We start from the raw sequence: 26,880 nt of genomic DNA on the forward strand, positions 1-26,880 counted from the left end.
TTATGTCCGTTGTTGCAAGGTTTTGAGTATGTGCTCAATGGTTTTGTGGCAGTTGTAACGGTTGGATTCGATGATGATGTGGGCGGTGTCGCGATATAAACGGTCGCGGGTATTATAGAGCTCTTGCAGTTTGGCGAGCGGGTTTTCCACTTGTAACAGTGGGCGGTTGGTATCATGGCGGGTGCGGTTGAGTAATATTTCGGGTTTGGCATGCAGATAGATAACGGTGCCGCGGTTTTGCAGATGCAAGCGGTTTTGCTCGCGAATCACGGCGCCGCCGCCGGTGGCCAAGATGATATTGCTGCGGCTGCTCAGCTCGTCAATCACAGCCGCTTCACGGTCACGGAAGCCTTGTTCGCCCTCAAGCTCGAAGATGGTGGGAATAGATACGCCGGTGCGACAGCAGATTTCGTAATCGCTGTCGTAAAATTCGCGCCCGAGTTGTTGGGCAATCTGTTTGCCCAACGTGGTTTTGCCGGCGCCCATCAAGCCGATGAAAAATAAATTGCCTGCTATGTTTTCCATAGCAGGCATTGTAAACGAAAACTTACGTAAAGTGTTTAGTTTGTTTTATGCATTTCGGTAATTAATAGCGCAGCGTGCTACCCATGCTGTCCATAATGCGTGGGGTGATGAAAATCAGTAATTCGCGGCGGGTTTCTGTTCGAGCGCGCGATTTGAACAGGTTGCCGACAAGCGGAATATCGCCCAGCAGAGGCACTTTGTTGACGATATTGCTGTTACTTTCTTCATAAATACCGCCGACAATCAGTGTGCCGCCATCTTCAACCATGGCTTGAGTGCGCAGATTTTTGGTGCTGATACACAAGGTGGCAACGCCGCCGCTGGTGCAGTCAACCGGATTATCCTTGTTGATTTTAACATCCATAATAATCTGGCCGTCGGGGGTGATGTTGGGGGTAACGGTCAGGCCTAAGACGGCTTTTTTGAAGGTAATCGAAGTGGCGCCGCTGGAGGTGGCTTCTTCGTACGGAATTTCCTGGCCTGATTCAATCACGGCTTCTCTGCGGTCTTGTGTAAGCACACGAGGGTTGGAGATGATTTTACCTTTGTTTTGCTGCTGCATGGCCGCCAACTCCAAACCCAATGCGCCGGATCCGATGGCGCGAACCAGGGCAATGCTTGAAGTAGCGCTGGAAACGGGAAGGTTGATATTCGGATTCATCTCAAAAGTGGGCGCGGTAATCGTTGTGCTGCCGGAGCGTGCTGCGTTGAGATTGGCCAGGTTGGCTCTGTTTCGTGCACCGAAGTTGTCAGCAGCATTCGACCAGTCTGAACCCCAGCTGTTGCGGCCGCTAACGCCCTGATAACCGAATTTCACGCCGATGTCGCGTGAGAAGCCGTCTTCGGCTTCGACAATACGCGCTTCTACCATCACTTGGCGGGTGGCGACATCCAATTCATCAATCAGCTTTTGAAATTTTTGAATCACACCGATGTTGTCGGTAATAATCAAGGTGTTGGTTGACGGGTCGATTAATGCGCTGCCGCGCTCGCTCAACAAGGTGTTGCGGCTGTTGCCGCTATTGCTGCTGTTGCCGTCTTCAAGGCGCAGGATTTTGCGGAATTCTTCCACATTTTTGTATTTTAATTGGAAGGTTTGTGAATAAAGCGGGCCCAGCTCTTCAATTTCTTTTTGTGCCTGCAAAGTGGCTTTGTCTTTTGCCAGCAATTCTTCACGGGGGGCAACATTGATGATATTGCCTTGGCGGCGCATGTCGAGATTGCGTGCCTGCATCACCAAATCAAGCGCTTGATCCCAAGGTACATCTTTTAAGGTTAATGTCATTTTGCCGTTTACGCTGTCGCTGGCCACGATATTGGTGCCGGATTCTTTGGCCAGAATCTGCAAAATGGTGCGCACTTCGATGTCTTGGAAATCGAGCGAAATGCGGCGGCCACTGAATGAACGGTTGGCATTGCTGCGCAAACCGGGGGCGGCAGTGGCAACTTTAGGGCTGATTTCAAAGCTGAAACGGCCGCCTGCCGATTGGGTGCGAATGTCCCAACTGCCTTGGTTGCGGATAACCACTTGGGTGTTGTTGCCGATACGTTTCATGGTGATGTTGCGTACGGGGGTATTGAAGTCAGCGACATCCAGGCTGCGTTGGGCTTGTGTCGGCAATGGGTGGTTTTTCAGCGTAATCACCACGCGGTCGCTTTGCTGTTTGATATCGGGTTCGCCGGAAAAAGAGGGCGCAGTCAGCTCGATAATGCCGGAATTGCGCGCGCCTTTTCGAAAATCAATGTTGGCGCTGCTGACGGTTTGTGTCTTACGTGGTGCCGGCGATTGGCCGGCCGGCTCGCTGGAGACCACACGACTATCGATGCGGCCGGGGTTGTAGATGGCGGCGGCGCTGCCGGTTTGTTCGACCGATTCGCTCACATAGACCCAAACTTCATTGCCTTTGATTTCGGTGTTGTATTGGCCGGCTTTGTTCAAGCCCAAGACGATGCGGGCACGGTCATTGTTTTGCGCGGCGGTAATCTGGCTCAGCAGCGGATCGGCATATTCCAGCACCGGTTGGGCAAGCTGGATATTGGTATTGGAAAAATCCAGCGCAATCCGCGCCGGTGTGGTGGTGATAAAGCCGCTTGGCGAAACAACTTCTTTATCAAAGGTGATTTTGATAATTTTTTGGTTATCGGGCAGGGTGGATACGTTGATATCGGTAATATTGCCTGCGAAAGCTGTTTGTACGGCCAACGCCAATATAGCGGCGGAAAGCGTTTTAATGTTGCGTGATTTCATAAACATGATGCCCCTTAATGGTATTAGTTTTGCGTGTTTGCGGTGTCTGCGGCACCGCTGCTCAACGGTAATTCTGCATTGCGGAAAACCCAGTTGCCGTAGGTGTCTTCCACAACTTCGGTCAGCACGATTTTGTCGTCTGTAATGGACTGGATTTGGCCGAAGTTTTGGCCGATATAGTTGCCCGCTCTGACGGTATAAACATGGCCGTCTGCTTCAATATAGCCTGAGATGCGGTTGCCGCTTTTCAGCGTGCCGACGTATTTCAGGTTTTCGAGGCTGAAACCTTCGAGGATTTCTTTCGGGCGGCTCATATTGGGCGCGTTGGCACCTTGTTGGCCGACATTGAGCCGTTTGCTGTCAAAAGCATTCAGGCCGGAGTAGTTGGGCGGCATGTAGGTTTGGGCGGGGTGGATGGCGGGCGGCTCAAACGATAAAGCATGTGCTTTGGCTTGTGTGCGCGTATTGTTCATCCACTCGCGCAAATCTTCATGGGCGGGGGTGCAGGCATTTAATGCTAATAAGCCTGCGAGTAATATCGTATATTTCATATCAAACCTCTCAGGCTGTTTATTTGGCTTCGCTGGCGACTGCTGCTATTTCGGCAGCCACTTCTTCGGCCGGACGTGCTTTGTAGGTGTTGGCGGTGGCTGAAAGCGTGAGCTGGTTGCTTTTTTCATCTTTGCTTTGGCCGACTTTCAGCGAATCAAGGGTAATGATGCGGGAAAGTGCGCCGACATCACGGGTAAATTGATTGATTTGGCTGTATTTCCCGGTGATGGCAATATCGTAAGGCAGCACCTGGATTGGGCCGTCGTTTACCGGTGCTTGCGGCGTTACGCTGTCCATGCGCAAACCGTTGGTCGCACCGGCCTGATGCAACTCTTGAATCAGGTTGGGAATTTCGGCATCGGTAGGCAGTTGTTTGAGCAACACGTTAAACGATGTTCTAATTGCTGCAAGCTCCATTTTCAAGTTGTCGAGATTGGCGGCTTGAATGCTTTTTTGGGTGTAGGTTTCTTTCAGTTGGGTTTCTTGTGTTTTTGCTGCATCCAGTGTTTCAAGCTGAGTGCGGAAAAGGGCGAAATAGCCAACGGTCAGCACGGCGATAACGGTTAATGCCGCTAAAGCCAGCTTGGCCGGCGCATTGAGCAGATACAGGTTTTGTATATCGATATCTTTAAAATTTTGAGCGGCCATGATTAATTTTCCTGTGTGTCGTTATTGGCTGCAGGCAAAGGCCGGTTGTCGTTCAGCAATACTTTCAAGGTGAATTCCTGTGCATTGTCCACTTTTTTGATGCTCAGCAGCTCCGGCTGCATAAACAGGCCGGTGCTGGGGATGGAGCGCATAAACATGGCGATTTTATTGTCGCTCACGGCTTTGCCGCTGATGGTGTAAGTGTCTGGGCTTTCGACATGAACAGCCGTCAGATAGGCACCTTCGGGCATCAATACATTGAGGGTGTCGAGAATAGAGGCCGCCTGAAAACGTTTTTGTTGCAGCTCTTCAACTTTTTGCTTGCGAGCCAGAAAATCTTCTTTTTCTTCTTGCAGTTTTTTGATTTCCAACAGGTTTTTATCGAGATTGGCGATTTCGGCAGTCAGCAGCCCGTTGCGCGCCTGTTGATTGCGGATGGCGCTGTTGATTGACAGGTAAGTTAGCACTACTAATCCCAGCCCTGCTATCAATGCCATCAGCATCAGTAATTTAAATTTCTGCTTCTTTTTTTGCCGGATTTCTTCCCGGTAGGGCAGAAGATTGATTTTGGTCAGTTCGATCATTTTTTATAATCCCCTTAATGCCAGCCCGAAAGCCAATGTCAGTGATGGTGCATCTATTTGTAGTTGTGATAAGTCTACTTTACTGCTTGCAGGCGCGTAGATTGCGGGGTGTACGCATTCAGTGGCAGTATTGGTTTGAGAGAAAATAGTTTCGGGCAGGCCGCTTTGCAACGAGGCATTGCCGGTCAGCATGATGTGCTTCACATTGGTAAATTGCTCGTTGGACTGTGTGGTGTAATAAAACTGGAGCACGCGCTGAATTTCTTGGGCCACCTGAATGTTGAAACGGTCGGCAACCTGCATTTGATAATCAGAGGGTTTCTCGACGGCATTAATCATTTGGTCTGCTTTTTCTTCGGTAACCTGATAAGTGCGCTGGATAAGCTGATTGAGCTGCTCGTTGCTCACAGAAGTTTCCTGCTTGTAGAGGATTTGTCCGCTTTGCACAATCAGTGCATACATTTGCGTGGCATAAATGCCGAAGACGGCGATTTTTTCATTTGCCAGCTCGGGTGCATGTTGGTTGATCCAAAAAGAAAATGCGTTGTTTTGGGCAAATAAATCAACGTCCATCACGGAGAGCGGCAGACCTGCGGTTTCAAATAATTCGATGCGCGGCTCTACATCGTCTTTTTTGGCAGCCGCCAGCAGGATGTGCTGCCCGGCCGGGATGACCGACACACCGGTTACCTGATAGTCGTAATTTATCTCTTCGATCGGCGCAATTTGGGAAATTTCGAACTCGGCGAAATCTTCGAGGTCGAATTCTGTTTCTTTGGCGTTGTAAACAGTAGTTTCTACGGTGGCCAGGCTTTGCGGCAGCGCTGCGATAATATTTTTTGACGGGGTTTGCAGCTGCGTATACGAATGTTGCAGATATGCAACGAGCTGTTCGTAGTCTTGAATTTTATTGCCTTTGATTATATTTTTAGGCAACTTGGTAATAACGTATTTTTCTAATTGAATTTGGTTTAAACTACGGCCTGAAATCTGCACCATTTTAATGGCATGTTGGCTGATGTCCACGCCGATTGCTGTACGCAGATTCATACTTGAAGAAGGCTTACTGCTTGTATTCTTTTGTTTTTTTGCAAAAGGCATAATTTGCTTTTCCTACCGGGAATGTGAGCGACAATTTTTTATCCGTAACAGATTTTTTTTCGGTTTACACAGCCATAACGGCGGCTTGCCGAAATCTTTTGTTATTTTACTTTATTTAATGCTTTTGATGGCAAAAATTATTACTTGGTCATGATTAAAAAAATTATAACAACTTGTATTGGTTTGATATTGGGCTTGGCACTGTTTGCAGTGGGGCTGGTTGCGATTGCGATTTTGGTTACTTATCCGAAACTGCCTTCTCTGGATACTGTGCAGCACTACCAACCGAAAATGCCGCTTACCGTTTATTCTTCAGACGGCAAGTTAATCGGCATGTATGGAGAAGAGCGCCGCTCTTTTACCAAAATTAATGATTTCCCCCAGGTGCTGAAAGATGCGGTTATCGCCGCTGAAGACAAACGGTTTTACGAGCATTGGGGTGTTGATGTGGCCGGTGTGGCGCGTGCGGTGCTCGGCAATATCAGCTCCGGCAGCGTGCAATCGGGTGCCAGCACCATCACCCAGCAGGTGGCCAAGAATTTTTATTTAAGCAGCGAGCGCACGTTTACGCGTAAGTTTAACGAAGCTTTACTGGCTTATAAAATCGAGCAGTCTTTAAGTAAAGATCAGATTCTCGAGCTTTATTTCAACCAGATTTATTTGGGGCAGCGCGCTTATGGTTTTGCAGCCGCCTCACAGATTTATTTCAATAAAAACGTGAAAGATCTCACCTTGGCCGAAGCCTCTATTTTGGCCGGTCTGCCTAAAGCGCCTTCGGCATTCAACCCGATCGTCAATCCGGAGCGGGCGGCCTTGCGGCAGCAGTATATTTTGAACAATATGGTGGAATTGGGCATGATTTCTTCTCAGCAGCGCGCGCAGGCGTTGGCCGAGAAGCTGCATTATGAGCGCCATGTGCAAAAAATCGACCAAAGTGCGTTATATGTTGCTGAAATGGTGCGCCAAGAGTTGTATGAAAAATATGGTGAAGAGGCCTATACGCAAGGCTTCAAAGTGTATACCACGGTCAGCACCGAGCATCAGCGTGCAGCTACCGAAGCATTGAGAAAAGCATTGCGCAATTTCGACCGGGGCAGCCGCTATCGTGGTGCGGAACATTATCTGGACTTGGGTAAGGCCGAAGATGTTGAAGAAACTGTCAGCCAGTATTTGTCGGGATTGTATACCGTGGACGGAATGGTGCCGGCGGTGGTGTTGGATGCTTCCAAAAAAGGGGTGCAGATTCAGCTGCCTGATGGTGGGAAAGTTAGTTTGAATAGTGCGGCTTTGGGCTTTGCGGCGCGGGCAGTGAATAATAAGCAAATGAATGAGGCGCAAATCCGCAAAGGTGCGGTGATTCGCGTGAAAAAGAGCAGTAACGGGCGTTGGAATGTGGTGCAGGAGCCGTTATTGCAAGGTGCCTTGGTGGCTTTGGATGCTAAAACGGGCGCCGTGCGTGCGTTGGTCGGCGGTTATGATTTTCACAGCAAAACGTTTAATCGCGCCACTCAGGCACAGCGCCAGCCCGGTTCGTCATTCAAACCGTTTGTGTATTCGGCGGCTTTGGCCAAAGGCATGACGGTGGGTACCATGATTAATGATGCGCCGTTGTCGCTGCCGGGCAAAGGCCCCAACGGAACCACGTGGAATCCGAAGAATTCAGACGGCCGTTACGCGGGCTACATCACTTTGCGCCAGGCATTGACGGCATCTAAAAACATGGTGTCGATTCGTATTTTGATGTCGATCGGCGTAGGTTATGCCCAGCAATATATCCAGCGCTTCGGCTTTAAGCCGTCTGAAGTACCGGCCAGCCTGTCGATGGCTTTGGGAACGGGTGTAACGACGCCTTTGAAAATGGCTGAAGGGTATGCAGTATTTGCCAACGGCGGATATAAGGTGTCGTCTTATGTGATCGATAAAATTTATGACAGCCAAGGCCGATTGCGTGCACAAATGCAGCCTCTGGTGGCAAAAGAAAATGCACCGCAGGTGATTGATCCACGCAATGCTTATATCATGTATAAAATGATGCAAGATGTGGTGCGGGTCGGCACGGCTTCACGAGCGAGGGCGCTTGGTCGCGCAGATATTGCCGGTAAAACCGGAACGACCAATGATAATAAAGATGCCTGGTTTGTCGGCTTTAATCCCAGTTTGGTTGCGGCGGTTTATATCGGCTACGACAAACCCCGCAGCATGGGGCGGGCAGGCTACGGCGGCACGATTGCTGTGCCGGTGTGGGTGGACTATATGCGTTTTGCACTCAACGGTATCAGCAGTAAGGGCATGGAATCTCCTGATGGCGTGGTTAACCGCGGCGGGGAATATTATCTGAGAGAGCAGCAAACCACTAATCCGGCCTTGCCGCTGGACAACCGTTCGAGCAGGCCGGTGCGTTCTGATGAAATGGATAGCTCGGCCGCCGCCGGTGAATCAGACGGGCAGGGCGGCAGCGAGCAACAGCCTGCAACACCCACGCCCGCACCTTCGGCTCCGGTCAATGGCGGCGGTAATGCCGGACAGCTCGACTCGTTGTTTTAAGTGCGGGCTTGTCTGAAGCGGAAGCAATAGTGCCCTCGGCTTGTTATGATGATGTTGCAAGAGGCCGTCTGAATGTTCAGAGGGCCTCTAAATATTTTTACCCGGATCTTTATCTCACACTCATTTATCAAAGTATGCTAACTGTATTGGCTCACCTTGCCGCATTAATGGTACTGCTTTGGGCTTGCCTTCTGGTGGGCATGTTTTTGAACAGATATGCGCTAAAAAATAAAGCGCAGGCTGTAATGCCTGCGCTTTTTGTTACCGCTCGGATAAGGGCTTACTGTTTGTTTTCTTCACTGTCAAGGAAGCTTTTTAAGCGGTCGCTGCGGGTGGGGTGGCGCAGTTTGCGCAGGGCTTTGGCTTCGATTTGGCGGATACGCTCACGGGTAACGTCAAACTGTTTGCCCACTTCTTCCAGCGTATGATCAGTGTTCATGTCGATACCGAAACGCATACGCAGCACTTTCGCCTCGCGCGGAGTCAGGCTTTCCAGTACGTCTTTGGTGACTTCGCGCAGGCTGGAATACATGGCCGCATCGGAAGGGGCGACATTGTTGATGTCTTCGATAAAATCGCCCAAGTGCGAATCATCGTCATCACCAATCGGTGTTTCCATGGAAATCGGCTCTTTCGCAATTTTCATGATTTTGCGGATTTTGTCTTCCGGCATTTCCATCAGCTCGGCCAGTTTGGCAGAATCGGGTTCTTCGCCGGTTTCTTGCAGATATTGGCGTGAAATACGGTTCATTTTGTTGATGGTTTCAATCATGTGCACCGGAATACGGATGGTGCGTGCCTGGTCGGCAATCGAGCGGGTAATGGCTTGGCGGATCCACCATGTGGCATAGGTTGAAAATTTGTAGCCGCGGCGGTATTCGAATTTGTCGACGGCTTTCATCAGGCCGATGTTGCCTTCCTGAATCAGATCGAGAAATTGCAAACCGCGGTTGGTGTATTTTTTGGCAATCGAAATCACCAGGCGCAAGTTGGCCTGAATCATTTCTTGCTTGGCAGCAGCGGTTTCTTTTTCGCTGATGACCATGTTTTTATTGATGTCTTTGAGCTCTTCGATGGAAATTTGCATGTCTTTTTCCATAGCGGCAAGTTCGCTCTGTTTTTCAATAATGGCATGGCGGAAGCGGGTGAGTGCATCACTCCATACACGGCCTTTGGCAATTTCTGCCTCCACCCATTGCAAATCGGTCATATGGGGCAGGAAGTTGCCGATAAAGTAATCGCGATCCATATGCACGCGGTTGAGGCAGATATCGCGTATTTCGCGTTCGAGTTTGCGGATGTTGTCAACACGGTCGCGCAAGTTGCTGCTCAATGATTCAATTTGGCGGGTGGCAAAACGCACTTCCAGCAGCTTAGAAGCAATGGCATCGCGATGCTCCAAATAAGCTTCGTGACGGCTGTGGTGTTTGCCCAGTGCGGCAACCATCCGGTCATAGTCTTCTTGAATGCGGCCGAAATGCTCGAGTACTTTTTGGCGCAGCTCTTCCAGATTGGTGGCGGCAATGGCTTCGGCATCTTCTTCTTCGTCGCTGTCTTCATCGCTGTCGGTTTCTTCATCGGCATCATCGCTGTTGCTCTCGGCTGCCGGTGCGTTGCTTTCGAGGTGGCCGAGACCCAATTCGTTCAGCAATACTTCGTTGGGGTCGATAATGGCTTCTACGACTTCATCTACCTTGATTTCGTCATCACGGATGCGGCCGATTAATTCGAGAATTTCGGCAATCGAACCGGGGCAGGCAGAAATGGCCTGTACCATATTTTTTAGTGCGTTTTCGATTTTTTTGGCGATGATGATTTCATCTTCGCGGGTAAGCAGGTCTACTTGCCCCATTTCGCGCATATACATGCGTACGGGGTCGGTTGTGCGGCCGAATTCGCTGTCGGCGCTTGATAAGGCGGCTTCCGCTTCAGCAACGGCATCGTCGTCGGTCATGTTGGCGGTGTTGTCGCTCATCAAGATGTCTTCAGCGTCCGGCGTGTGCTCGGTCACTTGAATGCCTAGGCCTGAAATCATGGTAACGATATTGTCGATCTGCTCGGCATCAGACATGTCGTCGGGCAGGGCATCGTTGATTTCCGAATAGGTGATGTAGCCGCGCTCTTTGCCCATAATGATGAGCTGGCGCAAGCGCGCGCGTTGCTCTTCGATGGTCAGCGGGCGGTTGTCGTCTTGATCTTCGTGTTCGGTATCGTTTGCATTGGGATTTTGAATGGGCATAAATATCTCGGTTAGTAAACGGTTACGGTTTTGCTGCACAGCCGCACAGGGCGCTTTGCAGTATGAATCCGGGCGTTTGAAAATGGAAACGGGTGTTCTGCGGTTGGTTCAAGACGACTCGGTTGCAGTGTGGGTATGTTTTCAGACGGCCGAATGTTGCTAAAGGTTTTTGGCGGCAGGCATTAATAATGCCAACAGCAGTTTTTTTTCATTTTCGCTCAAACCGGTTGACTGGTTTTTTTGCTTCAGAATATCGATTTGGGCGTATTTTAACTCATTTAAAAGCTTTTGCATGCCGATTTTAAAGCTTTCACAGTCTTCCTCGCTGTCTGATTCCAATTCATCGGGCGAATTGAGCGCATTTTGGAATATCTGCTTGAGCGTGGCTTCGTGTTCGCTGCCGCGCATATGTTCCAGAATTTGAGCGCTGCTGGGGGGCGGATTGTGGCTTTTAATCAGCTCTGCCAGATTGGCCAAGCAGGCAAAATCGCCGCTTAGTGCCAGATATTCCGGCAGTTCTATATATGCAGCCCATGTGGGATTTATCAAGAGGCTGCGGATTTGTTTTTGCGCCAGCGTGGGCATTTGCGGCTGTTTGAAGGTTTCTTTGGGCAGTTTGTAGCTTTTTTGCCGCACATGTTGTTTAGGCGCTTCTTGGCCGATCAGGCGGGCGAGGTTGGCCGGGTCGATGCCCACAAGTTCGCTCAACTGTTGCTTGAGCAGGAAGCCGAGCGCGGGGGCAGTGATTTGTGCCAGCAATGGTGAGCTGGTTTTTACCAGTTCGGCCTTGCCTTCCTGTGTATTCAGATTCAGGCCGTCTGAAAGTGCATCCCAAAAATAGGCCGACAAGGGTTTGCTTTGATTCAGTAAAGCATCTTCGAATTGCGTTTTGCCGTAAGCGCGGATATAGCTGTCGGGGTCGTGCTCTTCGGGCAGAAACAGAAAGTGCAGCGATTTATCGTCTTTCAGTTGCGGCAGAGCGTTTTCGAGCGCACGCCAGGCGGCTTTGCGGCCGGCGCGGTCGCCGTCGAAGCAGAAATATACGCTGTCGGTTTGGCGCATCAACAATTTGACGTGGTCTGCGGTGGTGGCGGTGCCGAGTGCGGCCACGCTGTAGCCGATGCCGAATTGTGCCAAGGCAACCACATCCATATAGCCTTCAACTACCAAGATGCGGTTCGCTTCTTTAATGGCGGCGCGGCCTTCGTGCAGGCCGTAAAGATTGCGGCCTTTGTCAAACAGCGGGGTTTCGGGCGAATTGAGGTATTTCGGTTCGCCTTTGTCGAGTATGCGGCCGCCGAAGCCGATGACCTGCCCGCGCTGGTTGCGGATGGGAAACATAATGCGGTCGCGGAAGCGGTCGTAATGTTTGCCGTCTTTTTCAATCACCATGCCGCTTTCCACCAGTGCGGTGTTGGGGTAGGGCTGGAATACTTGTGCCAGCGGCTGCCAGCCGTCGGGCGCGTAGCCTAAGCCGTAATGCTCGATAATTTCGGGGCTGAGGCCGCGCTTGTTTAAATATTCTTGCGCGCGCGTATCCTGTTTCAGACGGCCTGCGTAAAAGGCGGCTGCCGTTTCGGTGGTTTCTTCCAGCGTTTGTTGTTTTTTCTTGCGTGCCTGCCGCGCTTCGGGGGCTTCTTCGCGCCCGCGTGTTTTCGGTATGGTCATGCCGACGCGGTCGGCCAGGTGTTGCACTGCTTCGGTGAAACTCAGCCCTTGATATTCCATGATAAAGCCGATGGCGCTGCCGTGTGCGCCGCAACCGAAGCAATGATAAAACTGCTTCTGCGGGCTGACGGAAAAAGACGGGCTTTTTTCTTTATGAAACGGGCAGCAGGCCATATAGTTGGCGCCGCCTTTTTTCAGCGGCACATGCTCGTCGATGATGTCGACAATATCAACTTTGGCTAAAAGCTCGTCTATAAATTCGCTGGGTATCATGAGTATGCCGACGGCCGTCTGAAAGGGTGTTATGGCTTTTCAGACGGCCTGAAAATTATGCGGTTAATGCGGCTTTGAGGTGTTTGTTGACTTCACCCATATCGGCTTTGCCGGCCAGTTTGCTTTTCAATACGCCCATCACTTTGCCCATGTCGGCCATGCCGGATGCGCCGGTTTCGGCTACAGCAGCAGCAACTTCGGCTTGGATTTCGGCTGCGGAAAGCATTTGCGGCAGATAGCGGTTGAGCACGTCGATTTCGGCATTTTCTTTGTCGGCCAAATCCTGACGGCCGGCATCGCTGTAGATTTGGGCGGAATCTTTGCGCTGTTTCACCATTTTGGTAATCAGCGAAATCACTTTGGCATCATCTGCTTCGGTGCGCTCATCCACTTCAAATTGTTTGATGGCGGCATTGACCAGGCGCACGGTGGAAAGGGTGGTGCTGTCTTTGGCGCGCATGGCGGTTTTCATGTCTTCTGTGAGTTGGGCTTTGAGTGTCATGTTAGGATTCGCTTTCAGGTGTCAATACAACACGGTAGGGAAAATGGTGGTGCTTTGCAAAGATTTAAAGGGCAGTGGTTTCAGACGGCCTTCAATTCATCAAAATAACGTTGCTGCGTTCACTTGCCTTGTCGGCTTATTGTTGTGAATGAGTTGGCATCTGTTTGAAAATAACCGGGCTGCATTGTTTCGCTAGGGTGTCCTGACAATTCAGAATTATTCAGATTTTTTGCGATAAAAGTGCAGATGCAAGGCAAAAAACGCAGCAAGATTGGACATCTTGCGAGGCTTTTTAACGCAGCAGATGCGTTTTCAGGGGCAAAATACACCCACAAATCGAATGGTCAGGATATCCTAGAGCCTCCTGATGTCGTTTATAAGGAGATTCTTGCTTCTGGCAATGCAGATGCCAAGTAAAAAAACACAGTAAGCTCTTGAGAAACGGTTTTTTTGCTTGGTATCGATGCGCAGCCGGTTTAATTTGTATGCCCCGTTTTCGGTTCGCTGTTTGGTCGGCTTATTTTTGTACAGGTTGTTACGGCTTATTTTCGGATAGAAAGGCAAAAACACCGCAGGGCACGGCCTTGCGGTGTGTGTTGCTGCTATCAAGGCAAAGCCGTGATTAATACATTTTCGGCGGCAGTTGTTGGCTGCGCAGGCGTTTTTGCAGGCGTTTGGCTGCGGCTGCTTTTTTGCGTTTGCGTTCGGTAGTCGGTTTTTCGTAAGCTTCGCGGGCGCGCAGCTCGGTCAGCAGGCCGGTTTTTTCTACTGAGCGTTTGAAACGACGCATGGCAACTTCAAAGGGTTCATTCTCTTTTACGCGGATAGAAGGCATTTTAACTTCCTTAAATATCAAATCTTGGTTTGCTCGGCCGTGTGTTTTCAGACGGCCTGGTCATGGGGTTATGGTATCGCTGTTTTGCCGGGTGGTGGCAAGGGCGGGATACGCGCCGTGATGTAAACATCACCTCCTAACAAGGGCGGTTGTGCATTTGGCAGCCGCCGGAAATATTTTCAGCCGTATAATACGGCCGCTTTAATCTGTGAATTATCTTTGGTTTGGCATGGATTGTCAAGAAAATATGTGGGATGGTTTTGTGTGAGAAAGGCCGTCTGAAAATACACGGGACTTTACCGATATTAGATATTGCGAAATGGCTGCTTTCGGCTTTTGCGGTGTGCAAGCGGGCGCTGCCTGTGCCGGGTGTTTGTTTGTGATTTTTCAGACGGCCTTTAATTGCGCACTACCCGGCGCACATGGGGGATGGCATGCAGGGCGCGGATGATTTCGTTGAGCTGGTCGAGGTTTTGGGTTTTGATGAAAAACTTGAATTCGATAAAGCCCTCGGTGCCGGCCTGTTTCTGTGAGGGGGTTTCCACTGATTCGATGTCGGCATCGGCACCTGAAATGGCTTGTGCCATGGCGGCCAGCAGGCCGTGGGTGTCGCGCGCACCTACGGTCAGCTGGGTGCGGTAGCTGCGGTCGTGAATGCTTTCCCAGTCGGCATCGAGCTGTTGTTCGGGGTCGGCTTTCAAAACGTTGGCACAGGTGTCGCGGTGGATAATCATGCCTTGGTCTTTGATGATGACTGCGCGGATGGCATCGCCCGGAATGGGGTTGCAGCATTGCGCCAGATGCACGCGGCCGGTTTCGCTGCCGTTGATTTTAATCGGGCTGAGTTTGACTTCGTCGCCGAAATGTTCGCCGGCCAGCTCGGCAATGTGCATTGCTACGGAAACGGGCAGGGTGTGCCCCATGCCGACGCTGTAGAGCACGTCTTCAAAAGTGGTTTGTTTGTTATTGAGGTCGAGCAGGTATTTTTCTTTGAGGTCGTCAGACAGCAGTACGTTTTGCGGCAGCAGGCTGGATAAGGCTTTTTGCAGTAGGTTTTCACCGAGCACGATGGCATCTTGGCGGTTCATGTTTTTAATGTAATTGCGGATGGCGCTGCGGGCGCGGCTAGATACGGCAAAGTTAAGCCATGCGGGGTTGGGCTTGGCCTGCTCCGATGTGATGATTTCGACCGAATCGCCGGTTTTCAGTTTGGTGCGCAGGGGCATCATGGTGTTGTTGATGCGCGCGGCCACGGTGCGGTTGCCGATGTCGGTATGTACGGCATAGGCGAAATCGATGGGGGTGGCGCCGTCGGGCAGCACCAGGATTTTGCCTTTTGGGGTGAGGATGTAGACTTCATCGGGGAACAAATCGACTTTGACATGTTCGAGAAATTCCATCGCATTGGCACTACGTGCCTGTAAATCAAGAATGTTTTGCAGCCATTGGTTGGTGCGTAAGGTGGCTTGGTCGACGGTGTTTTCGCCGGATTTGTAAATCCAGTGTCCCGCCACGCCGCCTTCGGCAACGGCATCCATTTCGCGGGTGCGGATCTGTACTTCAATCGGTAGGCCGTAAGGCCCCACCAGTGTGGTGTGCAGGCTTTGGTAGCCGTTGCTTTTGGGGATGGCGATGTAGTCTTTGATGCGGCCGGGCTTGGGTTGGTAAAGACCATGCAGTGCGCCGAGCGCGGCATAACAGGCGGGAATGCTGTTAACAATCACGCGGAAGCCGTAAATATCCATCACTTCGGCAAAGCGCAGGTTTTTGGCCTGCATTTTTTGGTGGATGCTGTAGAGGTTTTTTTCACGCCCTTTGATTTTGGCTTCGATATTGGCGCTGACCAGGCGTTGGCTGAAGGCGCGCAATACTTTGCCGACCACGTCGCGGCGGTTGCGGCGGCTGGCCTTCATGGCTTTTTGCAGGGTTTCGTAGCGGCGCGGGTGCAGGTTTTGGAAAGATAAATCCTGCAATTCCTGATAGGCGTTGTTGAGACCGATGCGGTTGGCGATTTGGGCGTAGATTTCCAGCGTTTCCTGTGCGATGCGGCGGCGTTTTTCCGGCCGCATCGAGCCGAGCGTGCGCATGTTGTGCAGGCGGTCGGCCAGCTTGATGACGATAACGCGGATGTCTTTGGTCATGGCCAAAATCAGCTTGCGGAAGCTTTCGGCCTGGTGCTCGGCCTGGCTGTCGTATTCGAGTTTTTCGAGCTTGGAGAGGCCGTCTACCATTTCGGCAATGGTTTCGCCGAATTCGGCGGTCATTTCTACTTTGGAGACGCCGGTGTCTTCCAGCACATCGTGCATCACGCCGGCGCACAGGCCTTGGATATCCATATGCCAGATCGCCAATTGGGTGGCGACGGCAAGCGGATGGGTGATGTAGGGTTCGCCGCTCTTGCGGGTTTGGCCGTCGTGGGCGTGAAAAGCGTATGCGCAGGCTTTTTCAAGCAGAGCTTGTTCTTCTTCCCTCAGGTAGGCCGCGGTGCGAAACAGCAGGCTGCGCGCTTCGGCAGTAAGGGAGTCATAAGGGGCTGTGGGCTTGGGAGCGGGCATTCAGACGGCCTATCGGATGGGTTATTTGTTGCGCGACAATAATTCGGTGCCGATTTGGCCGGCGGCGATTTCGCGCAAAGCGGTAACGGTGGGCTTGTTGTTGCGGATGTCGTCAACCAGCGGTGTGGTGCCGTTTTCGAGCTGGCGTGCGCGGCGGGCGGCGGTGAGGGTGAGATCGAAATGGTTGGGGATTCTGCCAACGCAGTCTTCTACGGTGATTCGTGCCATGATTGTGCTTTCTTTAAAAATAAAAAATAAAATAGGATGCGCTATTGTCGCTAATTTTCAGGAATTTTCCAACAGATTTTCAATAAATAATTGTTGGGACGATTGCTTTAATCTATGGGATTTGATGATGTGCAGTAAATCCATTTCGGCAGTTACCAAATCTTCGTTGACCACCACGTAATCGAATAAAAAAGCTTGTTCGATTTCGTGGCGGGCTTTGTTGAGGCGTTTGTTGATGATTTCGGGGCTGTCGGTGCCGCGGCCGTTGAGGCGTTCGGCCAGGGCTTGAAACGAAGGCGGCAGAATGAAGATGCTGCATGCATCGGGCAGGGTGCGGCGCACTTGTTCTGCGCCCTGGATGTCGATTTCAAGAATAACGTCGCAGCCTTTTTCAAGCAGGATATTGACGCCTTCAACACTGGTGCCGTAATAATTGTCGAACACTCTGGCGTGCTCAAGAAAGGCGCTTTCTCCAATCAGGGTTTCGAATTTTTCGGTATCGACAAAATAATAATGCTGGCCGTGAATTTCGCCCGGGCGCGCCGGACGGGTGGTGTGGGATACGGAAACGCGGATATCATCGTGGTTGTTGAGCAGCCGCGAAACCAGTGTGGTTTTGCCGGTGCCCGAAGCGGCGGAAATAATAAATATATTGCCTTTGCTGATATTGCGCATGATGTTTCCATGTGGTGGAGGGTGCTTTATTATGCCACAGCGGCCGATAGGGCGACAACGGCTGTTTGGCGGGCGCTAAAAATTTGTTACAATAATGAGTTTGGGGAAGTTCGGCGCTGCCGGCGTTTTATGGTTTGTTAAAAGGAATTATTATGTTTACTCATCCAGATGTGATGGGCGTGGCGGCGCTGGCCGAGAAAATCCGCAAAGTGCCCGATTGGCCTAAAAAAGGCATTTTGTTTCATGATATTACGCCGGTTTTGCAAAGCCCGGAATATTTTCGCCTGTTGGTTGATTTGATGGTGTATCGCTATATGGGGCAGAAAATCGATGTGGTGGCGGGGCTGGATGCACGCGGTTTCATTATCGGTGCGGCGCTGGCTTACCAGCTGAATGTGGGCTTTGTGCCGATTCGTAAAAAAGGCAAATTGCCGTTTGATACTTTGTCGCAAAGCTATGCGCTGGAATATGGCGAGGCTACGGTGGAGATTCATACCGATGCCATCCAACAGGGCGCGCGCGTATTGTTGGTGGATGATTTGGTGGCCACGGGCGGTACGATGCAGGCCGGGGTGGAGCTGATCCGCAAATTGGGCGGCGAGGTGGTTGAAGCTGCTGCTATTTTAGAGTTTACCGATTTGCCCGGCGGCAAGAATATGCGTGAGAAAGGTGTGCCCTTGTTTACGCTTTATCAAAACGACGGATCTATGCCGGCTTGATGCAGGCTTGGTGTTGTTGGGGTATTTGAAAGAAAGGCCGTCTGAACGATTGGGTTCAGACGGCCTTTTTCATGATATTCGAATGCGCATCAAGAGCGGCGTTGCAGCATCCAGGATTCGATTTTGCGCGCATCGTTTACCCGGCTGAGTGATGAGGGGGAGTTGAGCAATACGATGGTAACCGGCTGGCTTTGCACATTGGCTTTAACCACCATTGAGCGGCCGGCTTCGCGGATATAGCCGGTTTTCTGCAACTCGATATTCCAACCGCCTTCACGCACCAGGGCGTTGGAGTTTTTATAGGTTTGCTGGCGGCCGGCGCTGGTGTAAACCGAGCCGTGGTTAGACGTGCTGTTGCGGCGGATGAGCGGGTATTTATTGGCGGCCTGCACCATTTTGCTCAAATCGCTGGCGGTTGAAACATTGCGGAAATCCAGGCCGGTGGGCTCATAAAAACGGGTGTTGTGCATGCCGAGGCTTTGGGCTTTGCGGTTCATGGCTTCGACAAAGGCGCTCATGCCGCCCGGGTAGCTGCGCCCGAGTGCGTGAGTGGCGCGGTTTTCGCTGCTCATCAGGCTCAGGTGGAGCATTTCGCCGCGGGTCAGTGTGGTGCCGATAGACAGGCGGCTGCCGGTGCCTTTGAGGCGGTCGATTTCCGCCGGGGTGATGGTGATTTGCTCGCTCATGTTCTGACCCGCATCCAATACCACCATCGCCGACATCAGCTTGGAAATCGAGGCAATCGGCATCACGCGGTTGGGGCTTTTCTGATACAGCACTTCGCCGGTGCGGTCGTTCACAATCAGTGCCGACTGAGAAGAGAGCAGGGGGCCGGCCATGGCGGCTTGCACTTCTACCTGCTCGGCCGGATTTTGAATCACAAAAGCACCGAGCGGATCATTATCGGTGGGGAAGTTTTGCTCTAAAAATTGGCCGAGCACATCAAGGTTGTCGGCAGCGGCCGGCAGGGATACGCCTGCCAATCCGACACTCAAACAGACGGCAATGATTTTTTTATGGATGGATATAATCTTCATAATCGGGTTCCGGCTTGGGGTTTGGGCGGGTGCAAGACGTTGCTTCTAAAGGCAATGATGTAGAAAGTGAATATGTATTTGTAAGCTATTGTGTTGAAAAACAGGCGGCTTGTAAAGTAGTGTAGTAAAAATTTTCGTTTGTTTGCATAGGTTTGGCGGTTTTGTTGCATTAATTAGGCCGTCTGAAAAAGTAAGGCTGTGCAAAACATGCTGTTCGGTTTGATAATCGGGCGGATAGTTATTATACTTGTCGCTTTGGTGGGGCTGCGGCCTCCAAACTTATGCAACGAATCGAAAAGTATGTCTGACGAAAAACACGTTTGCTCGTTTTGCGGCAAATCCGAGCATGAAGTAAAGAATTTAATCGAAGGCGAACATGCGTTTATCTGCAACGAATGCGTGGAAACCTGCGGTGTGATGCTGCAAGGCCAATTTGACGATGAGGGCGAAACACCCGCTTCGGAAGAGGGTGGCAAGCTGCCTACGCCTGCCGAAATCGTGGTGAATCTGAATGATCACGTTATCGGGCAGGAGCAGGCCAAAAAAGCGCTGGCAGTGGCGGTTTACAATCATTACAAACGCCTGCGCCATCCGAAAAGCGGCGATAAGGTCGAGCTGTCGAAAAGCAATATTTTGCTGATCGGCCCCACCGGATCGGGTAAAACACTGTTGGCGCAATCTTTGGCGCGCAAACTGGATGTGCCGTTTGTGATGGCCGATGCCACCACGCTGACCGAGGCGGGTTATGTCGGCGAAGATGTGGAGCAAATCATCACCAAGTTGCTGGGCAAATGTGATTTTGATGTTGAAAAAGCCCAGCGCGGCATTGTGTATATTGATGAAATCGACAAAATTTCACGTAAAAGCGACAACCCTTCGATTACCCGCGATGTGTCGGGCGAGGGTGTGCAGCAGGCGCTGTTGAAGCTGGTGGAAGGCACGGTGGCTTCGGTGCCGCCGCAAGGCGGGCGCAAACACCCGAATCAGGAATTTATCAATGTCGACACCACCAATATTCTGTTTATCTGCGGCGGCGCATTTGCCGGCTTGGAAAAAGTCATCCGCCAGCGTACTGAAAAAGGCGGCATCGGTTTTGGTGCCGTGGTAAGCAGCAAAGATGAAAACATTAATGTTTCCGAGCTGTTTGAAACGGTAGAGCCTGAAGATTTAATTAAATTCGGCCTGATTCCCGAGCTTATCGGCCGTTTGCCGGTGATTGCAACTTTGGCCGAGCTGGATGAAGATGCGCTGGTGAATATCCTTACCGAGCCGAAAAATGCCTTGGTGAAGCAATATCAGGCGCTGTTTGCCATGGAAGGTGTGGAGCTGGAAGTGTTGCCCTCGGCTCTGCATGCCATCGCCAAGCAGGCCATGGAACGGAAAACCGGCGCCCGCGGCTTGCGTTCGATTGTGGAGCGCAGTTTGCTCGACACCATGTATATGTTGCCTGATTTGAAAGAAATCAAAAAAGTGGTGGTTAATGAGGGTGTGATCAATCAAGGCGAACAGCCGAAGTTATTGTGTGCCGACGGCAGTGAATATGCGGCGCAGAAGAAAAAAGGCAAACACAAACCTGCTGCCTGATTTTTATGGTTAGACAGGTTATCATCAGGCCGTCTGAACGTGTTGTTCAGACGGCCTGATGATTGTTTGGCGGCCATACCGTTTGGGTTTTGTAGGTAGAACCTGTGCGACAAATTTTATTTTGCCTGTGAAGCATCCTTTTCACATCTGAGGCCGTCTGAAACTTTTTTCAGACGGCCTCAGACTTCTATTCATTCACAAAAGTAAGCGAATGAGGCGAGCCAATACCATCAGGTTATTTGGGCATAAAGAGCCTTTGACTCTTTACCCCCACCCTAATCCTCCCCCGTTGGGACGGGGAGGGAACCGAATGCGGCAACCTCAAGCGAATGTGGCAACCTCAAGCGAATGCGGCAACCTCAAGCGAATGTGGCAACCTCAAGCGAATGCGGCAACCTCAAGCGAATGCGGCAACCTCAAGCGAATGTCGCAACCTCAAGCGAATGCGGCAACCTCAAGCGAATGCGGCAACCTCAAGCGAATGTCGCAACCTCAAGCGAATGTCGCAACCTCAAGCGAATGCCGCAACCTCAAATGGATAACGCCGGATAACTTCATTTCGCCAACCCGATAGTTGCTACGGGGGTATAGGGTGGGTTCTGCTCACGAAAACCCTGCGCACGCAAAGGCCGTCTGAAATATCTGTATTTCAGACGGCCTTTTGTTGATTGGCAGGTTGTTAAAAGGTTTTGCTGAAGGTGAGGTTCAATTGTTTGCTGTGGCTGTCGTAAAGGGCGATATTCGAGCGGGTGCGGCTGTATTGCAGTGCCAGTTCGGGGGCGATGCCGCGCCATTGCCAATTGCGTTTGAGGGCGGTCAGGCGGCCGCTGTAGCGTTGTTCGCGCCGGGTTTGTTTGAAAAAAGCCGCTTCGCCGCGATAGCGGGTGTGTTGGTAGCCGATGTGGGCGCCGAGGGTGAGCTGCTGCCAGTTGAAGTTGTGCCGCAGTGAGGCTTCGGTGCCGATGCTGTCGAAGCTGTAGGCTTTTTCTTCGGCGCGGTTGATGCCGCCGTAGAGCGAGGTACGGTAGTCGGTGCGGCCGCCGGCGGTGCCGCTGATGCCGGTGTTGAACCAATGCTGGTGGGCGCGCATGTAGCGGTATTCGGGGCGGTAGTGCAGTTGTTGGCTCTCCCAGCCGGCAAACCATTGTTTGTTGCTGCCCCACGGTTGTGCATAATCGATTTTGACAATGGCGCCCAAATAGAGTGCGCGTTGACGGTATTGTACATGCTGTATGCCGACGGCGGCTTGCAGGTGGCGGCGGCTGCCGTGCGGGCTGAGGGTGCGGCCGAGCAGGGCGCGGGTGTAGAGGCTGTCGTTGTGGCGGCCGCTGTGTTCCTGCCAGGCGGCCATGCCTTCGGCAAACCAGCGGTGTTGGTGGCCGAAACGGTAGCGGCCGCCTGCCTGTATGTTGAGCCCTATGCCGGATTTTGCGCGGTTGTCGGGGCTGAGCGTGAAGGTTTCGCCGTTGATTTCTACGGTTTCGTGGCGGCTGCCTTGGTTGATGTTGCTGCCGGGGGCGAGGGTGGCGCTGACCTGCCAGGTGAGGCGCTCGCGCTTGATGGCTTGCAAATAGCGTTCGACGTTTTTCTGCACGGCTTCGGGCAGCGCCAGGCTTTGTGCCAGGCGGAAGTGGTATTCGGCGGCTTCGGCATCGCCACTTTGCCATAAGGATTTTGCCAATTCCAAACGCGGGCGCGGCAGGTTGCTGTTGTGTTCGAGCATTTGGCGGTAATAGGCGGCGGCTTGTTTGGGCTGTTGCCGCTGTTCGGCAATCTGCCCGGCGAGAAACAGGGCATCCAGATTGTTGGGTTCGGCAGCCAATAGTGCGTTGATTTGTGCCTCAGCCTGCGTCCAGCGGCTGTGTTTCATGGCGTTTAGCACCGGGGCGAGCGGGTGCGGCACGTGGGCGACGTCTGCCGGCGGCAGGGCTTCAGGCGGTGTGGCGGGGGGCTCGGACAGCGGTTGGGAATGGTCGTGCGGCCGGTATTCGGGCGGCACGGGGACGGCTATTTCGGGGTTTTGGGCTTGGGCGGCGGCGCTGAGGCCGCACAATATCAATAAGAGGATGCGCATGGTTTTCAAGATTTTATGGGTGGTTAGGACACCCTAGGTAAAACAGGCCGTCTGAATGGTTGCTTGCGGCTTTCAGACGGCCTGTGTGGTGGTTGGGCAACTTGCCATCGGTTTGATACACGGCTACCGGAAAACAAGGATGTTGTTGGATGGCGACCCAACCCAACTTGCGTTTCCGCCGTTTGCCGTGTGTTCAGCTTGCAAACGGCAGAGGGGTTATCCGCTTCAGTTGCGTTTGCCGCCAAAGCCGCCGATAAATGATTGTGTTTTATCGGTGTTCTGCACGCCGAACACGCCGCCGACTTCTTCGGCTTTGGGGCCGTAGAAGCGGCCTTGCATTTGGCCGCTCAGTTTTTGGTCGGCGGTGTTGACGGTGCCGTTAAAGCTGTTTTTTCCGGCATCCCAGGCGGCGCTGCCGCTCAAATTCAGATGGCCTGCGTCTTGCAAAGAGCTGCCGTTGTATTGGCGGGTGTTGTCGGTGGTGAAGTTGAGCTTGCGTTCGCCAAAGTTGGCATAGACGCGGCTGTCGGCGATGGTTTGTATCGGGGTTTGCTGACGGGCGGAATATTCACCGCCGGCAAAACCTTTGTATTCGGCACTGCCGGTGGTGGGCAGGTTGGCGGCTTCGGTGGGCAGACCGATGCTTTGGTAGCCTCTGGAGGTCAGCAGTTGGTCGCTGTTTTGCACAAAATAACCGAACGTTTGATAGTTCCAGCCGGCGACGGCCGGGTCGCGCCAAAGGTATTTCAGCGCGGCATCGGCAGAGCCGCTGTATACACCGCCGGAAGCGCCGCCTGCCGCCAGCCCGGCATCCAGCTGCACATCGGTATTGTGGGGCGCGTTGTTGTCGGTATAGTGTTGCAGGCGGGCGTTGCTGCCTTTGCCTTCCAGGTAGTCTCCCAAAAAGGCAGCGGCCATATTGCTGTTGCCGTCATGCAGGCCGATGAGTTTGCCGGCATCGTCATAATAGGCTTTGTGTATGCCGCTCATACGGGCGCGGCCGCCTGCTTTTTCATTGGTGCGGACGGTGTATTCCAGCTCGTCTTTGTTTTCCAGATAGCGGTCGATGCGCAACACCGTGGGCGAAACCCGCTCGTTTTCTTTGCCTGCTTCATGGTTGTTGAACAGGGTTTCTTTGCTTCCTGCCGCCACTTTCAGAAACGAGCCTTCAGCCGGTGCGGGAGCATCGGCTTTGGCAATTGAAGCGGCTTTGCTGGCGCCATCGGGCAGGGCAGGGTTTTCCAAGCCATTGGTAGGCTCGGGCTTGGGTTGTTCGGGCTCGGGCTTGGGTTGTTCGGGCTCGGGTTTGGGCTGCTCGGGTTCGGGCTTGGGTTGTTCGGGATCAGGCTTGGGCTGCTCGGGTTCGGGCTTGGGTTGTTCGGGTTCGGGCTTGGGTTGTTCGGGCTCGGGCTTGGGTTGTTCGGGTTCGGGCTTGGGTTGTTCGGGCTCGGGCTTGGGTTGTTCGGGTTTGGGTTGTTCGGGTTCGGGTGGCGGCACTAACATGGTGTTGTCGGGTGCGTTGACATTGGGTTTGCTGCCGCTGCTGCATGCGCTCAGGCAGAATGCGCCGATGATCAGCGCGGCGAGCAGGCTTTTTTTGCCGTTAAAGATTGAATGTGTTGTTTGCATCGGGTGTTTCCTTTGTTGATACGGGTTTGGTTTTCAGACGGCCTGTGTATCGTGGCGGGTTGTGGCCGGCCGTGAGCAGGTTTGCATATGCCAACGGCCGGGAGGCGCTTAAAACTTGATTTCCAAAGTGGCGGCAAAATTGCGCCCCGGGGCGGTCAGCCGTTGGATGCCGTTGCCGCCGATGGTGGTGTTGCCGGAGGTGGAAATACCGTTTACGCCGAGCTGGCGCAGTGATTCCCATTGGGTGTATTTGCGGTTGAACACGTTATACACGCCGCCGCGCAAGGTGGTGTGCTTGCCCCAGCGGTACCAGCCGCTCACATCGAGCGTGGTCCATTTTTTGCTTAATGCGGGAATGGGCGCGGTGGTCACGGTTTCTCCTTTGGCGGGGTGCCATTGGAGCCGCTTGTTTTCTTCGGCTTTTTTGGGCATTGAATGTATGACGCGGCTGCCCAAGCCCCAGTTGCCTGCGGGGGCGTCGTAGTCCAAGCCCCACACCAGGCGGGCAGGTTGCAGGGTGTCCATCATGTAATTGGTGTTGATGAAATTATCTTGATTACCATCGAGCTGCGTGTTTGTTTTGCGCGGTTTGCTGATGCTGTAGGCCAGTGTGGTGCTCAAGCCCTCGGGCAGCCAAGGGTGCAGCTCGTGCAGGTCGCCCTGAATGCGGATATCCCAGCCCCATGTGTGGGCATCTTGAATGTTGCCGTATACGGTGGCGGTGGATGTGTCGGCTTTTTTCTGCCCCAGCAGATTGCGGTAATCAGCCCGGAAGGCGCTGATGCGGGCGTTGCCCAAGCGGCCTTTGAGGGTCAGCCCCAGCTCTTGGTTGAGGGCTTGTTCGGGCTTCATGGGCTCGTCGACTTTTTTGATGTGTTTGTTTCTGTCGCCGGGGTAAATCATGGCGGAGCTGTAAAGCTCGAGTGCTGAGGGCACGCGGAAACCGCTGCCGGCCAGGTAGGCCAGCTCGATGTGCCGGTTGGGGGCGAAGGCTAAGCCGGCATTCCAAGAGGTGTTGCGGTATTTGCTGTTGCCGACGAAGCGGTTGTCGGATTGGTAGCGGTAGTAGTCGTGGCGCACACCCAGCGGCAGGGAGAAGTATTGCCCCAAGCTGATGTTGTCGCTGAGCGCCAGAAAGTAGTGTTTGCTGTCGATCGGCTCAAGCTGGTTGCTTTCGGCGATAACGGTTTGGGTGGTGCGTTTGCAACCTTGATCTTGCCAAGAACCGCCGTTTGCAACGCAGGGGTAATCGGTTTCGATACCGCGGCGCAGGTAGTTGGTTTTTGCACGGAACGTGCCTTTGCTGATGCCGGCGGCCAGTTGCAGCCGGTGGCTGCTGAAGCCCCAATCGATGTTTTTATCGATATCGATGCGCAGGCGTTTGTTGTTTTCGCGGGTGCCGGTCAGGGTGTCGGCCGACCATTGCCCATCTGCTTCCGGCACGCAGTCGCGGCTCAGGTTTTGGGCGCAGCGGCGGCGGCTGAGGGTGTTTTCCATATCCACGCTCTGGCTGTCGGCCGATACTTTGATGTTGTCGGGCGACCATTTGCCCGGCTCTGCGGCGCTGTAGCGGTATTCGATACCGAAACGGCGCTTGTGGTGGTGGTTGTCTTGAAACAGGGTGCTGAAGTTGCGGAGGCGGTCGCCTTCGGTCGATGACCTGCTGGATTGGGTGGTCGGAAACACCGGGTGGGTCATGTCTTGGGTGTTGAATTTTTGGGTGGTGTCTTCAAAAATCAGGCCGGCGTAATGTTCGTTGTTGAAATGATAGCCGCCGCGCAACAGCCATGAAGCCGAGCGGTAGTCCATCGGGTTGGGCACTTCGCGGGTGGGCCCCCACACATCTTCGGCGGCATAGGTGCTTTGGTATTGGCAAGGGCCGCCGGCGCGGGTGCAGTCTTGGGGTTTGTAGAAATAAGTGAGCGTTTGCGGCGCAGTGTCGGCGTGCGACTTGATTTCATGACCGCTGCGGTGGGTAAATTGCGCCAGGCCTTCAAAGCCGCCGGCGCGGCCGGCCACGGCCAGGCTGTTGACGCGGCGGCCGTCTTTGCTGCTGAAGCTGTTTTTATAATCCATGCCCCAGTTTTGGCCGGGCTTGATCACATCGTCGGCTTCTTTGGTGGTAAACATCACTGCGCCGCCCATGGCGCCGCTGCCGCCGGCAACCGAGTTGGCGCCTTTTTCAATCGACACTTCTTTGATGTTTTCGTATTCGATTTCATTGATGGCACCGCCGTATTCGCCTTGCTGCTGCCAGGTGCCGCCGGGGCTGAATACTTGGCCTTGCGCCATGCCGTCGACCAAAATGGCCACGCGGTTGCGGTCGACGCCGCGTATCGAGTAGCCCGATGAGGCGCCTTGGCCTTGCTCGTTGACGGCGATGCCGGGGTCGTAGCGGGTGAGGTCGCGGATGTTGTTGACTTGCTCTTTGCGGATGGTGTCGGCTGTTTTGGTGATGGTGGTAAGGTTTTCCTGCTTTTTGGCGCGCTTGCCGGTAACCTGCACTTCTTCGAGCTGGCTGCTGGCTTCGGCATTAGCGGGGGCGTCGGCCGCATAAGCTGCGGTGGCGGCCATGCTGCTCAAAGCCAATAAAATGCAGCGTGACAAATAACGCCGCTGCGTGGTAATGGTTTTCATCTACTGCTTTCCTTTGTTAAATA

20 protein-coding genes are annotated in these 26,880 nt (G+C 52.9%); 3 read left to right on the forward strand and 17 right to left on the reverse strand.

Going from position 1 to position 26,880, the window contains the following annotated elements; translation table 11 throughout:
* The 6 genes from LVJ83_RS04320 to pilM are packed head-to-tail and all read right to left on the reverse strand — an operon-like array spanning position 1 to position 5,658.
* Positions 1–534: a shikimate kinase gene (locus LVJ83_RS04320; RefSeq protein WP_244786660.1), complete on the reverse strand. Its 534-nt coding sequence runs from the start codon at positions 532–534 to the stop codon at positions 1–3.
* Between the two features lie 52 nt (positions 535–586).
* Positions 587–2,773 carry a type IV pilus secretin PilQ gene (locus tag LVJ83_RS04325; protein ID WP_244786663.1) on the reverse strand — a complete coding sequence of 729 codons (2,187 nt, stop codon included), beginning with the start codon at positions 2,771–2,773 and terminating at the stop codon, positions 587–589.
* 23 nt (positions 2,774–2,796) lie between these two features.
* Positions 2,797–3,324, reverse strand: coding sequence for a pilus assembly protein PilP (locus tag LVJ83_RS04330; RefSeq protein WP_244786665.1), 528 nt, complete (start codon positions 3,322–3,324; stop codon positions 2,797–2,799).
* Positions 3,325–3,343: 19 nt separating this feature from the next.
* Positions 3,344–3,973, reverse strand: coding sequence for a type IV pilus inner membrane component PilO (locus tag LVJ83_RS04335; protein WP_244786667.1), 630 nt, complete (start codon positions 3,971–3,973; stop codon positions 3,344–3,346).
* A 2-nt stretch (positions 3,974–3,975) separates the two neighbouring features.
* Positions 3,976–4,557 carry a PilN domain-containing protein gene (locus tag LVJ83_RS04340; RefSeq protein ID WP_244786669.1) on the reverse strand — a complete coding sequence of 194 codons (582 nt, stop codon included), beginning with the start codon at positions 4,555–4,557 and terminating at the stop codon, positions 3,976–3,978.
* 3 nt (positions 4,558–4,560) lie between these two features.
* The gene (gene pilM / locus LVJ83_RS04345) at positions 4,561–5,658 is read right to left on the reverse strand and encodes a type IV pilus assembly protein PilM (RefSeq protein ID WP_244786671.1); all 1,098 of its coding nucleotides are present in this window, start codon (positions 5,656–5,658) and stop codon (positions 4,561–4,563) included.
* A 150-nt stretch (positions 5,659–5,808) separates the two neighbouring features.
* On the opposite strand from pilM, the gene LVJ83_RS04350 reads away from it, so the two are divergent.
* Entirely contained in the window at positions 5,809–8,202 is a 2,394-nt protein-coding gene (locus tag LVJ83_RS04350) for a penicillin-binding protein 1A (RefSeq protein WP_342345081.1), read from the forward strand.
* A gap of 280 nt (positions 8,203–8,482) precedes the next feature.
* On the opposite strand, the gene rpoD is transcribed toward LVJ83_RS04350, so the two are convergent.
* The 7 genes from rpoD to gmk form a co-directional block, all read right to left on the reverse strand.
* A complete protein-coding gene (gene rpoD, locus LVJ83_RS04355; protein WP_244786673.1) occupies positions 8,483–10,441 on the reverse strand; it encodes an RNA polymerase sigma factor RpoD in 1,959 nt (652 codons plus the stop codon).
* A 159-nt stretch (positions 10,442–10,600) separates the two neighbouring features.
* Entirely contained in the window at positions 10,601–12,382 is a 1,782-nt protein-coding gene (gene dnaG / locus LVJ83_RS04360) for a DNA primase (protein ID WP_244786675.1), read from the reverse strand.
* A gap of 55 nt (positions 12,383–12,437) precedes the next feature.
* On the reverse strand, positions 12,438–12,884 hold the full coding sequence (locus LVJ83_RS04365; RefSeq protein WP_244786677.1) for a GatB/YqeY domain-containing protein: 447 nt from the start codon (positions 12,882–12,884) through the stop codon (positions 12,438–12,440).
* A 622-nt stretch (positions 12,885–13,506) separates the two neighbouring features.
* Positions 13,507–13,719 (reverse strand): 30S ribosomal protein S21, encoded by a 213-nt coding sequence (rpsU, locus tag LVJ83_RS04370; protein ID WP_244786679.1) that lies wholly within the window; start codon positions 13,717–13,719, stop codon positions 13,507–13,509.
* Positions 13,720–14,117: 398 nt separating this feature from the next.
* On the reverse strand, positions 14,118–16,274 hold the full coding sequence (locus LVJ83_RS04375) for a RelA/SpoT family protein (protein WP_244786681.1): 2,157 nt from the start codon (positions 16,272–16,274) through the stop codon (positions 14,118–14,120).
* Between the two features lie 21 nt (positions 16,275–16,295).
* The gene (rpoZ, locus tag LVJ83_RS04380) at positions 16,296–16,502 is read right to left on the reverse strand and encodes a DNA-directed RNA polymerase subunit omega (protein ID WP_244786683.1); all 207 of its coding nucleotides are present in this window, start codon (positions 16,500–16,502) and stop codon (positions 16,296–16,298) included.
* Positions 16,503–16,559: 57 nt separating this feature from the next.
* Complete coding sequence (gene gmk, locus LVJ83_RS04385; RefSeq protein WP_244786685.1) at positions 16,560–17,177, reverse strand: guanylate kinase; 618 nt, start codon at positions 17,175–17,177, stop codon at positions 16,560–16,562.
* A gap of 152 nt (positions 17,178–17,329) precedes the next feature.
* Between gmk and LVJ83_RS04390 the strand changes: the two genes are divergently transcribed.
* Positions 17,330–17,896: an adenine phosphoribosyltransferase gene (locus LVJ83_RS04390; protein ID WP_244786687.1), complete on the forward strand. Its 567-nt coding sequence runs from the start codon at positions 17,330–17,332 to the stop codon at positions 17,894–17,896.
* A gap of 89 nt (positions 17,897–17,985) precedes the next feature.
* Here the strand turns inward: LVJ83_RS04390 and LVJ83_RS04395 are convergent, their stop codons facing one another.
* A complete protein-coding gene (locus tag LVJ83_RS04395; RefSeq protein WP_244786689.1) occupies positions 17,986–18,933 on the reverse strand; it encodes a serine hydrolase in 948 nt (315 codons plus the stop codon).
* A gap of 300 nt (positions 18,934–19,233) precedes the next feature.
* Here LVJ83_RS04395 and clpX point away from each other — a divergent pair, with 300 nt between their 5' ends.
* Positions 19,234–20,517, forward strand: coding sequence for an ATP-dependent Clp protease ATP-binding subunit ClpX (clpX, locus tag LVJ83_RS04400; protein ID WP_244786691.1), 1,284 nt, complete (start codon positions 19,234–19,236; stop codon positions 20,515–20,517).
* 679 nt (positions 20,518–21,196) lie between these two features.
* On the opposite strand, the gene LVJ83_RS04405 is transcribed toward clpX, so the two are convergent.
* The 3 genes from LVJ83_RS04405 to LVJ83_RS04415 all read right to left on the reverse strand — a co-directional run bounded on the left by LVJ83_RS04405 (position 21,197) and on the right by LVJ83_RS04415 (position 26,857).
* On the reverse strand, positions 21,197–22,591 hold the full coding sequence (locus LVJ83_RS04405; RefSeq protein WP_244786693.1) for a surface lipoprotein assembly modifier: 1,395 nt from the start codon (positions 22,589–22,591) through the stop codon (positions 21,197–21,199).
* Between the two features lie 225 nt (positions 22,592–22,816).
* Positions 22,817–24,220 (reverse strand): transferrin-binding protein-like solute binding protein, encoded by a 1,404-nt coding sequence (locus LVJ83_RS04410; protein ID WP_244786694.1) that lies wholly within the window; start codon positions 24,218–24,220, stop codon positions 22,817–22,819.
* Between the two features lie 108 nt (positions 24,221–24,328).
* Positions 24,329–26,857: a TonB-dependent hemoglobin/transferrin/lactoferrin family receptor gene (locus LVJ83_RS04415; protein WP_244786696.1), complete on the reverse strand. Its 2,529-nt coding sequence runs from the start codon at positions 26,855–26,857 to the stop codon at positions 24,329–24,331.
* Between the last annotated feature and the right edge of the window lie 23 nt (positions 26,858–26,880).

This window comes from Uruburuella testudinis, from assembly GCF_022870865.1.
Taxonomy (GTDB): Bacteria; Pseudomonadota; Gammaproteobacteria; order Burkholderiales; family Neisseriaceae; genus Neisseria; species Neisseria testudinis.

Excerpts from the sequence above, each read along its gene's own strand:
- LVJ83_RS04320 (WP_244786660.1), bottom strand. The coding sequence starts at position 534 with ATGCCTGCTATGGAAAACATAGCAGGCAATTTATTTTTCATCGGCTTG.
- LVJ83_RS04325 (WP_244786663.1), bottom strand. The coding sequence starts at position 2,773 with ATGAAATCACGCAACATTAAAACGCTTTCCGCCGCTATATTGGCGTTG.
- LVJ83_RS04330 (WP_244786665.1), bottom strand. The coding sequence starts at position 3,324 with ATGAAATATACGATATTACTCGCAGGCTTATTAGCATTAAATGCCTGC.
- LVJ83_RS04335 (WP_244786667.1), bottom strand. The coding sequence starts at position 3,973 with ATGGCCGCTCAAAATTTTAAAGATATCGATATACAAAACCTGTATCTG.
- LVJ83_RS04340 (WP_244786669.1), bottom strand. The coding sequence starts at position 4,557 with ATGATCGAACTGACCAAAATCAATCTTCTGCCCTACCGGGAAGAAATC.
- pilM (WP_244786671.1), bottom strand. The coding sequence starts at position 5,658 with ATGCCTTTTGCAAAAAAACAAAAGAATACAAGCAGTAAGCCTTCTTCA.
- LVJ83_RS04350 (WP_342345081.1), top strand. The coding sequence starts at position 5,809 with ATGATTAAAAAAATTATAACAACTTGTATTGGTTTGATATTGGGCTTG.
- rpoD (WP_244786673.1), bottom strand. The coding sequence starts at position 10,441 with ATGCCCATTCAAAATCCCAATGCAAACGATACCGAACACGAAGATCAA.
- dnaG (WP_244786675.1), bottom strand. The coding sequence starts at position 12,382 with ATGATACCCAGCGAATTTATAGACGAGCTTTTAGCCAAAGTTGATATT.
- LVJ83_RS04365 (WP_244786677.1), bottom strand. The coding sequence starts at position 12,884 with ATGACACTCAAAGCCCAACTCACAGAAGACATGAAAACCGCCATGCGC.
- rpsU (WP_244786679.1), bottom strand. The coding sequence starts at position 13,719 with ATGCCTTCTATCCGCGTAAAAGAGAATGAACCCTTTGAAGTTGCCATG.
- LVJ83_RS04375 (WP_244786681.1), bottom strand. The coding sequence starts at position 16,274 with ATGCCCGCTCCCAAGCCCACAGCCCCTTATGACTCCCTTACTGCCGAA.
- rpoZ (WP_244786683.1), bottom strand. The coding sequence starts at position 16,502 with ATGGCACGAATCACCGTAGAAGACTGCGTTGGCAGAATCCCCAACCAT.
- gmk (WP_244786685.1), bottom strand. The coding sequence starts at position 17,177 with ATGCGCAATATCAGCAAAGGCAATATATTTATTATTTCCGCCGCTTCG.
- LVJ83_RS04390 (WP_244786687.1), top strand. The coding sequence starts at position 17,330 with ATGTTTACTCATCCAGATGTGATGGGCGTGGCGGCGCTGGCCGAGAAA.
- LVJ83_RS04395 (WP_244786689.1), bottom strand. The coding sequence starts at position 18,933 with ATGAAGATTATATCCATCCATAAAAAAATCATTGCCGTCTGTTTGAGT.
- clpX (WP_244786691.1), top strand. The coding sequence starts at position 19,234 with ATGTCTGACGAAAAACACGTTTGCTCGTTTTGCGGCAAATCCGAGCAT.
- LVJ83_RS04405 (WP_244786693.1), bottom strand. The coding sequence starts at position 22,591 with ATGCGCATCCTCTTATTGATATTGTGCGGCCTCAGCGCCGCCGCCCAA.
- LVJ83_RS04410 (WP_244786694.1), bottom strand. The coding sequence starts at position 24,220 with ATGCAAACAACACATTCAATCTTTAACGGCAAAAAAAGCCTGCTCGCC.
- LVJ83_RS04415 (WP_244786696.1), bottom strand. The coding sequence starts at position 26,857 with ATGAAAACCATTACCACGCAGCGGCGTTATTTGTCACGCTGCATTTTA.